Genomic DNA, 13,839 nt, shown 5'->3' on the forward strand with positions numbered 1-13,839 from the left:
ATGTTTGAGGTTGACCCTATTCCATCATGGTTTGCGCTACCGCAACCTTACCCCGTCGACCACGCCACCGTCATTGGCGGCGGCATCGCCGGTTGCCAAATCGCCCACGCCTTAGCAATACGTGGCTGGCAAATCACCCTGCTGGAACGCCATGCCCGCCTCGCCACCGAAGCCTCCGGCAATCGCGCTGGTGTGCTCACCCCGAAAATGACGGCAGAAGCCAGTTGGGGCGAAACCTTTTACCGCGAAGCCTTCTTGTACGCCATCCAGCAAATCCGCCAATTGGAAGCGGCAGGGCAGCGCATCGACTGGGCGCAATGTGGCGCGTTACAACTTGCCCACGAACCGCGTGAAGCAGCGCGTCAGCAAGCCCTACAAGCACGCGGTTTTCCGGAGGATTTCATCCAAATCCTCGACCGTGCCGCCGCCTCTGCGATTGCGGGAATTTCCCTGCCTACGGGTGCAAGTTATTTCCCGCAAGCCGGTTGGGTCAACCCCGCCAGCTTGTGCGCGGCATTGGTGACCCATGAGCGCATTGACGTGCAAACCCTGACGGATGTCACGCAATTGCCAACTTCCGGCATTACGATTATTGCCAGCGGGCGCGAAGCCAATCGGTTGGCGCAAAGCGCTTTCCTGCCATTTTTACCCGTGCTGGGGCAAACCAGCGTTGCGCAAGCCACACCCGCCAGTACCGCTTTGCGAACCACCTTGGGACATGAAGGTTATCTGACCCCCGCGATTCAGGGGCAGCACATTTTCGGGGCGACGTTTGTGCGCAATGTGCGTGAAGCGGTGGTGGATGCCGCTGCTGATCAGCTTAATGTGCAACAGCTTACCGAGCATTTACCCGCATTTGCGCAAACCTTAGGGACGGTTGCCAGTAGCCACGCGGCGATTCGCATGACCACTCCCGACCGTTATCCCATCGTGGGCGCATTGCCGGATGTGGCGTTTTTTCAGGAAGCCTACACCGCGTTACGGCATGGTAATAGTCGTGTGCAACAGGCGCTTCCCGCTGCGCAATACCAACCCAGTGTGTTTATCTTGGCTGGCTTCGGCTCACGCGGTTTAACCACCAGCGGTTTATGTGCAGCAATGCTGGCGGCGCTGATCAGTGGGGAGGCACTGCCCGTTGCGGCAACGTTGTACGCTAATCTGCATCCTGCCCGCTTTTTGATTCGCCAGCTTAAACGCGGTTAAGGCATGGGTGGTTTGGGCGGGCGCAGTTTGTTGATTTCGGTATTCAATTGCTGAGCAGTGGCATCGCCGGATTCGAGCGTGTGTTGTAAATGCGTGTTTTCCTGTTCGAGGGTTTGCACTTGTTGTAACACGTTTTGCAGGGATTGGCGCATCGCTTCGTAACGGCGGCGTTCGGCGGGGCTAAGTTTCGCGAGATCAGCATCACTTAAAGCGGGGACTAAGGTGGGCAACGGTAAGGTGTCGATAATGACCGATAGCAAGGGCGGCACGGGTTTTGGTGTAGCAGGTGTCGGCGGGGGCGCAGGTTTAACGGGCGGCAATTCCTTGAACGGGTTGATGATGACCGCTTCCTGAGGTTGCACGGGTTGAGGTGCAGGGGTTAAGTACAGCATCGCCCCGCCTGCACTTAATAAGACGGTCGCTAATACGCCTACTACCGTAATCGGGTCTTTAGTGGACATGGCTAAACAGTTTTTGCCACCAGCGACGGCGGTTATTCGGTTGCGGGAGCGCTGCCGGTAAGTTAATGGGCGGCATGTGCGAGAGAATCCAACCCGGCAGGGGTGGATTGCCACTAGAGCCGCAACTTGAACCTAAATTATTTGGGTCAAAGACCTTAATATAAGTCGGGTGTTGCAGGCTGTCCGCGTAGACGATACCGCAGTAATCTTCATCGTGTTCGTGGCGCAATAAGTCATCCAGCTCTTGCACGATCTTACGTAAAGCAGCGCTGTTGTGTGGTGTGGCGGGCGGCTCTTCGCCCACAGCGTAGACGTACCAGTTACTGGTGGGGTCGGCGAGTACTTGTTCCCACAGGGCATCCAGTTGATGCCAGCGTAGTACGCCAGAGAATGTGCCACGAAAGGCGTGTAGAAAAGGGTGTTCGGCGCTCATAAACACTTAGGATGATGATAAAAGTCGCCAGCATAATTCGCGTCTCAACGATACTCAAGGGCTGAGTGTTTTTTAGCGGGTGTAATTGACATGCTTATAGGTGTCCATTACGATATTTGCCCATTGATATTCCTTACACAATAATCAAGTACATTCCATCATTTTAAATCTAGGAGAATTAGTCATGAATAAAATCACCATCAGTATGTCGGCTCTGTTTCTGTCATTGGGTCTGCTGAGCGGCTGTGGCGAGAAGAAAGAAGAATCGCCGAAAGCTGAAGCGCCTGCTGCTGAGCAAAAACCTGCTGAACAAGCGGTTGCACCTGCTGCGCCAGCAAGCGCTCCAGTAGCGGCGGTGACTGATGCGGCTAACAGCGCTGTCGCGGCGGTGGGTGATGCGGCTAAAGCAGCCGGTGATGCAGCCACGAAAGCGGCTGATTCTGCGACGCAAGCGGTGGGTGATGCAGCTAAGGCTACGAGTGATGCAGCAGCGAAAGCGGCTGATACAGCGACTCAGGCAGTTGGCGATGCGGCTAAAGCTACTGGTGATGTCGCAGCGAAAGCGGCTGATGCAACCACTGCTGCTGCGACAGGTGCAGCCGCTGCGGTAGCGGGTGCTGCTGCCGGTGCAACGGGTGCTGTAGATGGCGAGAAAACTTACAAAGGTTTGTGCTTTAGCTGCCATGATATGGGCATTGCTGGCGCACCTAAATTGGGTGATAAAGCGGCATGGGCACCCCGTGTCGCTACAGGTGATGCACTTTATGTGTCTGCGTTGAATGGTAAAAATGCCATGCCAGCGAAAGGTGGCAACCCTGCATTGTCTGAAGCAGAAGTGAAAGCGTCTGTTGATTGGATGGTTGCTCAATCGAAGTAATATTGTTCACGCCTTGCGTTGACGTGAAAGAGCCCCTTAACGGGGCTTTTTCGTTGGCTGGTCTGATGCTTAGATCAAATGATATGCCATCGCGAGATTCAACATAGAAAGTGAAATAAGCAGCAAAATGAATTTATATTCAATATCCATCAGTCGTTCCTCCATTGTTTGTTTTTATTGATTAGCTTTATTTGCTGGTGTTTATTTATGACGTGTCCGATGTGTTTTGTCACCAGCGCGTTTGAGTGTATCGTTTGTTTAATTAATAATCGCTTAATAGTGGCAAATTTTACAGCTTGCCGTTGATCAGCTAAATTCGCTTCATCTCATGGAACTGCATGACAGTTGGACGTTCAAACGGTATACTGGGTCATTCAGCAGGTTTTGCAGAAACTTCGGGGGCGACTTGGCTTCGACGTGGATTACAAAGTCTGGGGAGCATGTAGTGGATGTGGTGACCACTTAAACACTAGTCACAAACAATAGTCGCAAACGACGACTCTTACGCTCTCGCCGCTTAATAACCGGTAGATAGCTGTCTGATCGCTACTGTGCTTATGCAGTACGAATATTCAGGCATCATCCAATCATAAGATCGTGCGGGAGGCTCGCCCAAGGCCAAACCACTAAACAGTATTGGGACAGCCTGTGAGCAGCCTGTCAGTTGGCGGCAATCGGGTTAAACAAATGACTGACTAAACATGTAGTAGCCTTCAGATGGAGGATTTGCGGACGCGGGTTCAATTCCCGCCGCCTCCACCAAATACCAATTTCATGCAGTATCATGAAGACTCACAACCCCTTACAGGCGGCAATCTGTAAGGGGTTTTTTGTTGCATGGTGTATCAATGGGTGTCATGACATCTTACGAATTTGTGGGTATTGTTGCGGGTATACCCGACTTTCAGAAAATGGATACCCACAATGAAGCGCAAACTTACCGACACAGCCGCAAAGAATGCCAAACCAACGCCAGACGGCAAGCCGAAGAAATACAGCGACGGGGGCGGGCTGTTACTGTTGGTAAATCCCAACGGTTTGAAGTACTGGCGATATGTCTACAGGATGGATGGCAAAGAAAAAACGCTATCCATTGGCAGTTATCCAGAAATCAGCCTGAAGGATGCACGGTTACTGCACGAAGAGGCACGCGCCTTGCTTGCCCGTGGTGTTGACCCATCGCAGCACAAGCAAGCCACCAAGGGCGCTAGGGTGGCAGAATCGGCTAACACCTTTCAAGCCGTGGCTACTGAATGGCTTGTGAAGTTCACAGCAGACCAAGTGCCAGAACACACCGACCGGCAGAAACGGCGGCTAGAACGTCACGTTTTCCCGTGGATAGGCGGGCGCATCATTGGGGAAATTGAGCCACCGGATATTTTAGCCGTGCTGCGACGTATCGAAGCGGCTGGAACGCTGGAAACCGCACACAGGGTTAAAACTATCATAGGGCAGGTGTTCCGCTATGCCGTGGCGACAGGTCGGGCGGTACGTGACCAAACCGCAGACCTGAAAGGCGCACTGCCACCCGCAAAAGGCAACCACTTTGCAGCGATCACAGACCCGAAGGAAATAGGGGAACTATTGCGGGCTATGGCTGGCTACCGTGGGGCTATTGAAACCTGCATAGCTTTGCAGTTGTCGGCTTACCTGTTCACCCGACCGGGCGAACTCAGACAAATGGAATGGGCAGAGATAGAAGGTGATGTGTGGACAATCCCAGCGGAAAAGATGAAGGCAGGGCGTGTGCATGTAGTGCCATTGTGCAAACAGGCATTAGCTTTGCTGGGAGAAATGCGACCGCTAACAGGTAAACGGCGCTATGTGTTCCCGTCCCGCACGGATACCAGCAAGCCAATGAGCGCTAATACAGTGAGGTCGGCACTGGTACGGCTAGGCTATGAAAGCGACACGATGACCGCACACGGATTTAGAGCGCTTGCTAGTACCCGACTGTATGAGATGGGCTTTCATTCCGACCTGATAGAAAAGCAACTAGCCCACAGTATTGGTTCTGAGGTTCGCAGGGCTTACGACCGCTCACAGCACCTAGACCAACGTACAGCCATGATGCAGCAATGGGCGGATTATCTGGACAGTTTGCGGGATGGTGCGCAGGTCATACCGATACGGCGGGCAAGTTAGCCAAGCTACATCAACAGAGAGCCGGGCATTGTTCCGGCTTTTTTTTGCCTGCAATTCAGTGAGTTAGCCAAGCTATGATGCAGCACACAAAAATATAAAATTAATTTTCTGTTGGGAACACTGAAATTCAGGGGTAACAGGGGTAACAGTAAGAAAAAGAGAGTTTGTATACATTCTTTTTCTTTTATATTCAGTGGTTTATCTTGTTACCCCTCTGTTACCCCGAAACGAAAAAAAGGGGTAACAGAGGGGTAACAGGGGTAACAGGCAAAGCAGCACACCAGCATGGCTAATCCTGAAAAGCAGGCATTCAACACCCAACGGCGAACCCTTCACAGTCAAAACCCATCTATTAATGTTTTGCATGGCGGAAATGCCGATTATGGCGCATCTCGTTTTTTAAGGATTCGCACATGCTGCCAATTAAGAAAGTTTCGGAAATGACCACCCTAGCGCCTGCATCAATCCGCAGGAAATACCGGGCTGGCACATTCCCTGCACCATTGAAACTGTCAGAACGGCGCTATGGATGGCGTGAAAGCGACGTACAAGGATGGCTCGACAAGTTGGAGGCTGTGACCAATGGCAACGAAATCCAGCCGTAAAAAAGCCGTCATTCAGGTACTAACTGCCTTGTTGCAACGTCCGCACAAGACAAGCGAACTCGACCAGCTTCTCAACTGGAGAAATTCACCACAAGCCGTGCTTGATTTGCGTCATCGCGGGTTTGAGATTTTGACCACTTACGATAGCGACAGACGCGGGATTTACAGCCTCCCGAACACCGAAAAACCCAAAGTTTACAAATTTCTAGGAGAACATCATGCCAGTTTTAAGCATTGAATTGACCGAAACCGAATACAGCCTTTTGTTGAATAAGGCGAACAGTTGCGATTTGCAGCAAGTCACCCGTGTTGCACTCGATCAATATTTTCACTCGCACCGCTTCACAGACGAAAACCTTCCGATCTTGGATTTGAGCGGGCATCGCAAGGCAGCAGCGGCGTTACAGGGTTCGCGTGTTGATCCTCGTTTGCCAGTCGCACCGAATCGCTACGAAACCGGGAATGACGGACGCTGTATTTACGAAGACGATGCAGCTTTTGACCGTGCGGTTTCCGCTCACCAGTGGATTCTCAAACGCCACAGCGCGGAAAAAGCCACATTTGCACGCAAGAGAAGCGAGGGCGTGGTTAACGCTTTCGGCGGCATTACTTGCACCCTATAACGTCAAATCGGCGGTAGTTTTGCCGAAACCTACCGTCAAAAACTACCGCTCCGTTTGCCACTCCAATTTCATGGTTAAGGCATTGTAAATTAATGGAAATTTACGATTATTTGCCGGAAAACCTTCCGATTTTTGACGTGTGGTTTCCTAATGATTTGTGCGAGTAAATGACAATGCGAAAAACGGGAAAAATCACCCTAGAAGACCTGTCAAAACGATCCATCAAGGGGCTTTCCAAAAAGATTGAAGCCGCCTTGAATGGGGCAACCGATGGCGCGTTTGAAGGCTTGCCCGTAGTGGCGACACGATGCAATTACGGCGGTTTGCGCTTCTGGTGGCAATGCCCGAAGTGTGGGCGGCGCGTTGGTGTCTTGTATGCGTTGCCTTGGAAGTTCAAGGAGTGGGCGTGTCGACATTGCCATGAAGCGGTTCATGCAAGCTCACGGGCTGGCAGGTACAAGCGCGAATATAACAAGGCGACAGGGCTTTATTTACGCTACAGCCGAAAGCGACCGGAAGAACTGCGACCCTTCGATTTCCTGAGCATGGATGACAAGCCAAGGCGAATGTCTTGGAAGCGTTGGCTAAAGATTTTCATCAAGCAGGCGACGGCGCGGAACAAGGCGCTCACATTTCATTTGAGTGCGCTGGATTGGGCGCATAGGGGCTGCATGAGCCATGAAGAAGTCATTCGGGAACTGAATCGCATCAGTGCAGCGCAGAGGGCGGCAACTCAGGGCGGATAAGCACCCCAAACCCGTGTTTTTGGGGTTTTGAGGCTTTCCGCGAATTCTCCCCGACCTTTCCCGACCTGAAAACTTAGGCGCGTGGTGGCGGATTGCAGCAAATCACCATTTAAGCCTCTGATGGTACTTGCATTATGGTGGTGACGAACCCCGAAACTGGGGCGCGTTTCTGCAAACGACACCTCTGAATATTAGAAAAAACTTATCTAGTTCCTGGACTAAATCACGCATCCTCATTTTGAGGAAATGGGCGAATCTTTGGGGCGATTGCCCGCGCAACTCTCAAAGAATCACGCACGTTTGCTAACTGTAAAAATCAGTCAAACTTTATTCAGGCTTTTTTTTATTGCCGTGTCTAGTTCCAGTCGTATCAATTCAATCACACGCGATTCAGTAAGGGGTGATTCATTCCCGCTTGTGCCTGCAAGCCATTCATCAAGCATCAAGACTATCTGAGCATTCAGCGACCTACCGTTAGCCTTGGCTAAGGTCTCAATCCTTGTCCGTGTTTCGGGTTCAAGGCGCAATGGGTAAGGTGTTGGTCGGGTTTCTGCATTCATTTTTAGATCATATCAATAGGACTTGTTTAGAGTCACTAAGTCAATGTGAGTCCATTGGACTCTTCAGTAAAAGAGTGTTATCATAAGGAATCAAAACAAGTCCATATTAGGAATATTACATGAGCAACCAAGCTAATAGACCAACGCCTTACCCGCTACGCCTTGAACCCGGACTTTCCGAATGGGTGAAGGCACGGGCAAAGGACAACGATAGAAGCATTAACGCAGAGCTTAACAGATTGATTAAGCAAGCAAAGGAGGCGGAAAAACAGGCTTACATGCCGTAGAAACGAAAACGCCCCAATGAAGGGGCGCTTAAGGACTGCAAGGTGTTGGAAGCACCAAACAGCCAATTACTGACCCACAATCAATAGGTAACAGCAATGTTAAATACTACCTCAAAACCGCCCAAAATGGGCAATATTCCACTTGCAGCAGTTCAGCAATGGATTGAAGCCGACGCGGAAAACACCCCTGAGTCATGGGGCTATGTTTCCGGCTTGTTAAGCGGCATTCTGATTTTCCGCCCTGACATCAGCGAAGAACTGATGTTTTTGCATCAAATCGCCACACAGCGCGGATTGATGGCAAGTCAGGCAACCGGCGGCAAATACTCGCTTCTCACCCCGAAAGAACGCATCGACGCTCTTTCTGACACCCTGAGCCGCATGAAGGCGCATTCGGTCATCTTGTCGCAATTCTTCACCCGACCGGCAACGAAACAAGCCGCGATTTCTGGCATGAATGCCGAAGTTGAAAACATGCTGGTTCTTTGGGAAAAGATCAAAGCAGACGTTGAAGAAATGGAGGTGCAGCAATGAGCAAATACGCACCTCTCACCCTACGCGCCATTGCAGCAATCACGTCTGCAACTTCGGCAGCAGCAGCATACCCAGCAGCGTCTAATCTGTTCGGCATGTTGCCCGGTGGCGTTATGGTCGCATCAAGCGCGGCGGTAATTTTTGGAGGCTGGCACATCGTCGCCACCTCAGGGGATACCGATCACCGCATTGTGTCCGGTGTTACAGCGGCGCTATTCGCTGGCGTGATGACCGTGGGCATTCATAGCAGTGGTCAACTGAAAACCGCAACACAAGCCACCAGCACGGCGGAACAAGCCGACACGCTATACATGAATCAGGAATCAACCCGCATGGCAACGCTGGCAACCGTGGCGGCTGAATTGCGGGCGACGCAGAAAAGCAAATACCCGGCGGAATATGCCGCGTTACAAGCGCAAGTCGACAAGCTTTCAACCCCAGCGGTTCGCACTCCTACCGCAAGCCAAGAGGCAACCGCAACAACTGGCAGCATTCAGCAATGGATTGCAGCGAGTGTGTTTGAAATCGTCACACCTGCATTGCTGCTATTGGCTGGCATGTTTTCGCACCGTAAACAGCGTGACAACACCGCGTTAACACCTGTTAACAGTGCGTTAACACAAGAAAAACAAGAGGTTGTAATTTCAGCGTTAACAGACCCGTTAACAGCGTTAACAGACGATAACACCGCGTTAACAGCCGCCGACAACGAGTTAACAGACCCGTTAACAGCGTTAACACGTCGCTCTATTGAGCCAACATCTGAGGGTTTCATCACCGCAAAACAGGTTATCAGTGCGACAAATTGCACCGATAGACAGGCGCGTGACGCAATCAAGCAAGCAACTGATGACGGCATTTTAGAGAGTATCGGTTCTGGCAACGCTACCCGCTACCGCTACAGCAACAAACTGAGGATTGTAAAATGAGCTTAATCCGCGCAACTAATAGCAGTATGCCCAACCTTGTGGGGCTTGGTTTATTGATCGGGGGCGGTGCATCTGCCCTATCTGTAATGGTGGGCGGCAATCCGATTTTGAACTTTCCCGGTAGAGAAGTCGCTGATTTTGCATTCGGTGCAGCAACAGCCGTTACAGGCTTTTTTGTACTGAAAGAAGGTTCAGCGGTAGCGGCATGGTTAGCCGGTGCTTTGGTCGCTGGCGCAATGGTTTACGCGGGTTTGAGCGTGGACACCGACCAAGCGGGGCGAATGCTCACAGCAACAATGAGTGCAGCGAAATCAGGCGCAGCCAGTGCAGCGGATAGCGTAGCGAATGGCACTAGCAGCACAAGCCAATACCGCGCAATTCGCCAACTGACAGCCGCAGAATCCGCAGAATGTGACGCTAACCTAAAGTGGACTCGCACCGATCAAGGGCGACTCAATTGCTCAATTGCCAGTGACGGCAAGCGTTATGTGTGGAGCGCGAACTAATGAGCCTAGCCACCTATTTTAGCCCTGTTGCTACATGGTCGATTTCCATTGCCTTGGGCGTGGCAATCATCCCGCCAATGTATCAGGGCTTTGTGTTTGGTGGCGGTGAAAACTTTCTGGAACAAGCGCGTCAAGAGGTCGCTTACCTGTTTTCGTGGGCATCACCTAGCGCAATCCGCAAGCCATTAGAGGGTGATGCGGTCATCACATCACCTTACGGAATGCGTAAACACCCAGTAACAGGACTGCAAGCCATGCATAACGGCAAGGATTACCGTTGCAACGTTGGGAAACCCGTGGGCGCTATTGCCGATGGCGTTATCAATTTTGCAGGCATGGCGGGGCATTCCGGCTTGCTGGTAGCAGTCGACCATGCTGATGGTATGCAGTCGCTCTATGCACATCTAAACGCCACAGATATGCAAGCGGGCAAGCAAGTCAGAGCGGGCGATGTTATCGGCGCGTGTGGCAATACCGGGCGTTCTACAGCACCACACCTGCATTTAGGCATAAAACAACACGGGCAATTCATCGACCCGACCACTAAAGGACTCTAAGCAATGGAAAATGAAGCCATTTTCAACAGAATTGATGCACGTCTTGACCGTATCGAAAAGCTCACCCGCAAAACCTACCGCCAAACAATGCCGGAAATGCCGTGGTTATTCGCGGCAATCGCAGGCGTGGCAGTGGTTAGCCTTGGCTATGTGCTCTATCCGCAACTGCCCACAGAGATTAAAGACGTAATCGAACCACGGGTAGACGTGGCACAAAACAAGTTTTACAGCATCGGGCAATGGTTTGCTGATTACAGCGGCAATGTTGACCGTTCATACACGCTACCCAGTGGCACGTTAACGATTATTAGCCTAACGCCTTTGCAGTCATGCCGGTGGCGTTCTGCATTGCTGGCGCGGGAATCCAGCGGCAACTATCAGCACACAGGCAACCAGTTTGGCTATTTTGCAGGTTATGCAATGGGGGCTGAATCACTGGCAATCGTCGGACTGGTGAAGCAATCCGCTTTTGATGATGCACCCCGCCATGTTCGCAACGGTACAGATCAAACCGCATGGCTCAATAACCCGCAAAACTGGCAATTGCGCGGCGGCAAACAAGCGTTTCTGCATGACAACCTCTTGCAAGACCGTGCCGTAACCGTGCTGGCTAATACCAACATTGCCGACGGATTCAAGAGCCGCGTCCTTCTCGAATCCCAACAAGAGAAAATCGCAGGGTTCGCAGCGGCGGCGCATTTGAAAGGGCTGACAGCGGCAATTTCTTGGTACGCAAGAGGGAAGGACTCCCACGACGCGAACGGTACAAACACCAGCGACTATGCCGCGATGGGTGAAGCATCCATTAACAAACGCTCGAATTTATGCGCGGAAAATACCAGACAAGTACCTTCATGGCTGAAGTGGCTGGAAGTGAAGAATTGAAGGGCGAACACGCGGCATTTCCCGTGATTTGCTAAGAAACACTTAAGAAACACCTAAGAAACGCTTATAAATTAGTCAAAAAGGTATTATCACCCATGACAACAGACATTAATAAACCAGACGATACAGAGCTACTACTGCAAAACATGCAGAGAAAATTAACTGAATCATCCTATCGTGACAATAAAGGGCGGGCAGCAATAGCCAAACTGCTGACCTCTGACAACGCTATCAGATTGATCGAATCCACAGCCGACAAACTGGGCATTGAGCCTATCACCGTGGGGCGTGGCTTAGCCTTGGCTATGTGCCAGTACCGCACCGGCTCACAGATCAACGTGACCGACCTAGGCAACGCAATCAACCCGGATGGCGTAGGTGTGCGTTTTGGCAGAGAAACCATTATCCCGCTTGCCATTGAACTGGGCTTTATCGTCAAGACCGGCGAACGCTCTACCGCGTGGGCGGCATACGACAAGATCGGACACAAGCCCGGTTTGCTGGATGGCATCAAGTCAGCATTTACAGCAACACCCGAAAAGCTGGCAGCAAAAGCGGAATCAGAACGCGCCTACGCTGAAAAGTGCAAGCTCGACACAGCACGGAAGGCTGAAGCATTCGCCCAACGTCGCAAGGAGGCGTTAATGCGTACCGTAAACGCTGCACAAGAGGCTGAAAAGCTGGCAACAAGCCTACCGGGGCAACCTGAAACCATTGGCGACAAGATCAAAGCAAACCCAGCGGCGGCGGTACTAATCGGCTTTCTTGCCGTTGGCATTGGTGCAGCGGTGATGACCTCAGAACCACAGCAACAAGCCTTAGCCCCATTGATTGCCAATGTAAACGGCTCACCCACACTCGACCCGCGTATTCTGGAAGGAGAATAAACCATGAGAATCGGAACGTTTGACTTAGATCAATTTTACCCTGAAACCCATTTGCAGACAGTGACAGCCGCAACCCTATTGACCGTGCCAGCATTGGCTACAGGTAGCTTTGTGGCTGGCGTTAGCGCGTTAGGGCTGGCATGGGTAGCGCGGCAATCCATAACCGCGTGGAAGCGTGACAATTGCTTATTAGGTAGTGACCTTGATGCAGAGGATACCCGCGAACATGCAGCAGTCAACACCAATAACGACGTTACCGCACGGCTACGCAAAGCAACTGGCAACCAAGACTTAACCGCTATCGAAAGCCGTTCTGCACAATATCGCCTACTCAGTGTTGCCAATGATGACCCCGCACAAATTGCCAAGGTATTACCGCGTATTGCCAGCGTGTTAGGTGTTGCCCCTGATGCACTGGGCTGGATACCCACAGCAGGGCGTGACCTGTCTATCATCCTTGCCCCATTGGAGCGGGCAGAGTGGCTACCCGTGCCGTTTAATGAATCCGCACTGACACAGGGTAAGTTGATCGGATACGTTGGGCGCGATGTGTTGGGAAATCACGTCACTTACAGCCGCCAAGATGCACCACACATGCTGATTAGTGGCACAACCCGCAGCGGCAAAACTGAGGCAATCCGCGCTGATCTTCAATCCATGCGCTTATCTGGCTTGCGTCCTGAGATTCACATTATTGACGCGAAAGGCACACTATGCCGTGAACAATGCGCAACATTCACCACGGATATGGGCGAAGGACTGGCAACCCTGCAAGCCATTGTTGAGCGGGCGCGTGAACGTATCCGGGAAATCGTGGCGACTGGTTGCGATAACTGGTTTCAGTACCGTGCAAAATGCCCTGATGTTTGTCCCGCTCCCATCATGGTGTACGTGGATGAATACCCACAGTTACGCAAGCAAGACAAAGAGGCGGTGGAAACCGTAGTGGGTGAATTAACCCGTGTTCATGCCGCGTCTGGCGTGTTTGTCACGCTTGGCATTCAAAAGCCCAAAGCCGACACCTTGCCGACTGAAATCCGCGATATGTTTGATATTCGCCTAGCGATGCGCGTACCCGATAGCAAAGCGTCAATGGTGGCAATTGATGAACCCGGCGCGGAAGGCTTACCCGGTGCTGGCGCGTTTATGTTTCGCAACGGTGGGGATTCTGTTGTACGTGGGCGTGGTGCATTGATCGAAGGGGCTGATAAAGCTTCTGGTGCAGAACCAGCGTCAACCGCGTGAAGGCATGATTTTTCAGGCGATCAATAAGAGTTATATCTGATTTTCCATATGTTTCAAACCACTCTATTACGGCGGCAAGTTACGGGGTGATGCAGCATGGTTGCACTTAAAACAGAAAGGACAAACTCACATGACAATTGACATTACCAACTGGCAAAGCCGCAAGCTCACAGATAAAGAGATGGCGGCAATCTATGGCGTATCCCGCGCAACTATATGGCGTTGGGCGAAAGCTGGGGCAATACCCAAGGCTCAAAAGATCGGCGCAAATACCGCAAGATGGGACGGGGCGGAAGTCGCTAAAAGCATGGAAAAAACAGCCACCCCATAAACAGAAATGCCCGATAGGTGAATCA

Annotated in this window: 18 protein-coding genes and 1 other RNA gene; 17 read left to right on the forward strand and 2 right to left on the reverse strand. The window is 51.7% G+C overall.

The genetic code is table 11. The features are described from left to right. The gene (gene mnmC1 / locus J1836_RS12285; protein ID WP_242632813.1) at positions 1–1,203 is read left to right on the forward strand and encodes an FAD-dependent 5-carboxymethylaminomethyl-2-thiouridine(34) oxidoreductase MnmC1; all 1,203 of its coding nucleotides are present in this window, start codon (positions 1–3) and stop codon (positions 1,201–1,203) included. Here mnmC1 and J1836_RS12290 read toward each other — a convergent pair. Further along, positions 1,200–1,664, reverse strand: coding sequence for a hypothetical protein (locus J1836_RS12290; protein WP_207251354.1), 465 nt, complete (start codon positions 1,662–1,664; stop codon positions 1,200–1,202). The genes mnmC1 and J1836_RS12290 overlap by 4 nt on opposite strands. Next, entirely contained in the window at positions 1,654–2,097 is a 444-nt protein-coding gene (locus tag J1836_RS12295; protein ID WP_207251355.1) for a hypothetical protein, read from the reverse strand. Before J1836_RS12295 ends, J1836_RS12290 begins: the two co-directional genes overlap by 11 nt. 184 nt (positions 2,098–2,281) lie before the next feature. Here J1836_RS12295 and J1836_RS12300 point away from each other — a divergent pair, with 184 nt between their 5' ends. The 16 genes from J1836_RS12300 (at position 2,282) to J1836_RS12375 (ending at position 13,814) form a co-directional block, all read left to right on the forward strand. Next, complete coding sequence (locus tag J1836_RS12300; protein WP_207251356.1) at positions 2,282–2,974, forward strand: c-type cytochrome; 693 nt, start codon at positions 2,282–2,284, stop codon at positions 2,972–2,974. Between the two features lie 397 nt (positions 2,975–3,371). Next, positions 3,372–3,736, forward strand: a transfer-messenger RNA (tmRNA) gene (gene ssrA, locus J1836_RS12305). Positions 3,737–3,898: 162 nt separating this feature from the next. Then, positions 3,899–5,119: a tyrosine-type recombinase/integrase gene (locus tag J1836_RS12310; protein WP_207251357.1), complete on the forward strand. Its 1,221-nt coding sequence runs from the start codon at positions 3,899–3,901 to the stop codon at positions 5,117–5,119. A gap of 413 nt (positions 5,120–5,532) precedes the next feature. Then, positions 5,533–5,724 (forward strand): helix-turn-helix transcriptional regulator, encoded by a 192-nt coding sequence (locus tag J1836_RS12315; RefSeq protein ID WP_207251358.1) that lies wholly within the window; start codon positions 5,533–5,535, stop codon positions 5,722–5,724. Next, positions 5,702–5,962 (forward strand): hypothetical protein, encoded by a 261-nt coding sequence (locus J1836_RS12320; protein WP_207251359.1) that lies wholly within the window; start codon positions 5,702–5,704, stop codon positions 5,960–5,962. Before J1836_RS12315 ends, J1836_RS12320 begins: the two co-directional genes overlap by 23 nt. Further along, positions 5,943–6,347, forward strand: coding sequence for a hypothetical protein (locus tag J1836_RS12325; protein ID WP_207251360.1), 405 nt, complete (start codon positions 5,943–5,945; stop codon positions 6,345–6,347). Before J1836_RS12320 ends, J1836_RS12325 begins: the two co-directional genes overlap by 20 nt. Before the next feature lie 173 nt (positions 6,348–6,520). Next, complete coding sequence (locus tag J1836_RS12330; RefSeq protein WP_207251361.1) at positions 6,521–7,093, forward strand: hypothetical protein; 573 nt, start codon at positions 6,521–6,523, stop codon at positions 7,091–7,093. A 679-nt stretch (positions 7,094–7,772) separates the two neighbouring features. Further along, positions 7,773–7,940 (forward strand): Arc family DNA-binding protein, encoded by a 168-nt coding sequence (locus J1836_RS12335; RefSeq protein ID WP_207251362.1) that lies wholly within the window; start codon positions 7,773–7,775, stop codon positions 7,938–7,940. 96 nt (positions 7,941–8,036) lie between these two features. After that, on the forward strand, positions 8,037–8,474 hold the full coding sequence (locus J1836_RS12340) for a hypothetical protein (protein ID WP_207251363.1): 438 nt from the start codon (positions 8,037–8,039) through the stop codon (positions 8,472–8,474). Continuing rightward, positions 8,471–9,403 (forward strand): hypothetical protein, encoded by a 933-nt coding sequence (locus tag J1836_RS12345; protein WP_207251364.1) that lies wholly within the window; start codon positions 8,471–8,473, stop codon positions 9,401–9,403. The genes J1836_RS12340 and J1836_RS12345 overlap by 4 nt, the downstream gene beginning before the upstream one ends. After that, positions 9,400–9,909: a hypothetical protein gene (locus tag J1836_RS12350; protein ID WP_207251365.1), complete on the forward strand. Its 510-nt coding sequence runs from the start codon at positions 9,400–9,402 to the stop codon at positions 9,907–9,909. The genes J1836_RS12345 and J1836_RS12350 overlap by 4 nt, the downstream gene beginning before the upstream one ends. Continuing rightward, positions 9,909–10,466 carry a M23 family metallopeptidase gene (locus J1836_RS12355; protein WP_207251366.1) on the forward strand — a complete coding sequence of 186 codons (558 nt, stop codon included), beginning with the start codon at positions 9,909–9,911 and terminating at the stop codon, positions 10,464–10,466. The genes J1836_RS12350 and J1836_RS12355 overlap by 1 nt, the downstream gene beginning before the upstream one ends. A gap of 3 nt (positions 10,467–10,469) precedes the next feature. Beyond that, a complete protein-coding gene (locus tag J1836_RS12360; RefSeq protein ID WP_207251367.1) occupies positions 10,470–11,351 on the forward strand; it encodes a hypothetical protein in 882 nt (293 codons plus the stop codon). 95 nt (positions 11,352–11,446) lie between these two features. Then, positions 11,447–12,238, forward strand: a complete 792-nt coding sequence (locus J1836_RS12365; protein ID WP_207251368.1) for a hypothetical protein — start codon at positions 11,447–11,449, stop codon at positions 12,236–12,238. A 3-nt stretch (positions 12,239–12,241) separates the two neighbouring features. Next, positions 12,242–13,483 (forward strand): FtsK/SpoIIIE domain-containing protein, encoded by a 1,242-nt coding sequence (locus J1836_RS12370; RefSeq protein ID WP_207251369.1) that lies wholly within the window; start codon positions 12,242–12,244, stop codon positions 13,481–13,483. Positions 13,484–13,613: 130 nt separating this feature from the next. Continuing rightward, positions 13,614–13,814, forward strand: coding sequence for a helix-turn-helix transcriptional regulator (locus J1836_RS12375; protein ID WP_207251370.1), 201 nt, complete (start codon positions 13,614–13,616; stop codon positions 13,812–13,814). Positions 13,815–13,839: the final 25 nt, after the last annotated feature.

Source organism: Thiothrix fructosivorans, assembly GCF_017349355.1.
Lineage (GTDB): Bacteria > Pseudomonadota > Gammaproteobacteria > Thiotrichales > Thiotrichaceae > Thiothrix > Thiothrix fructosivorans.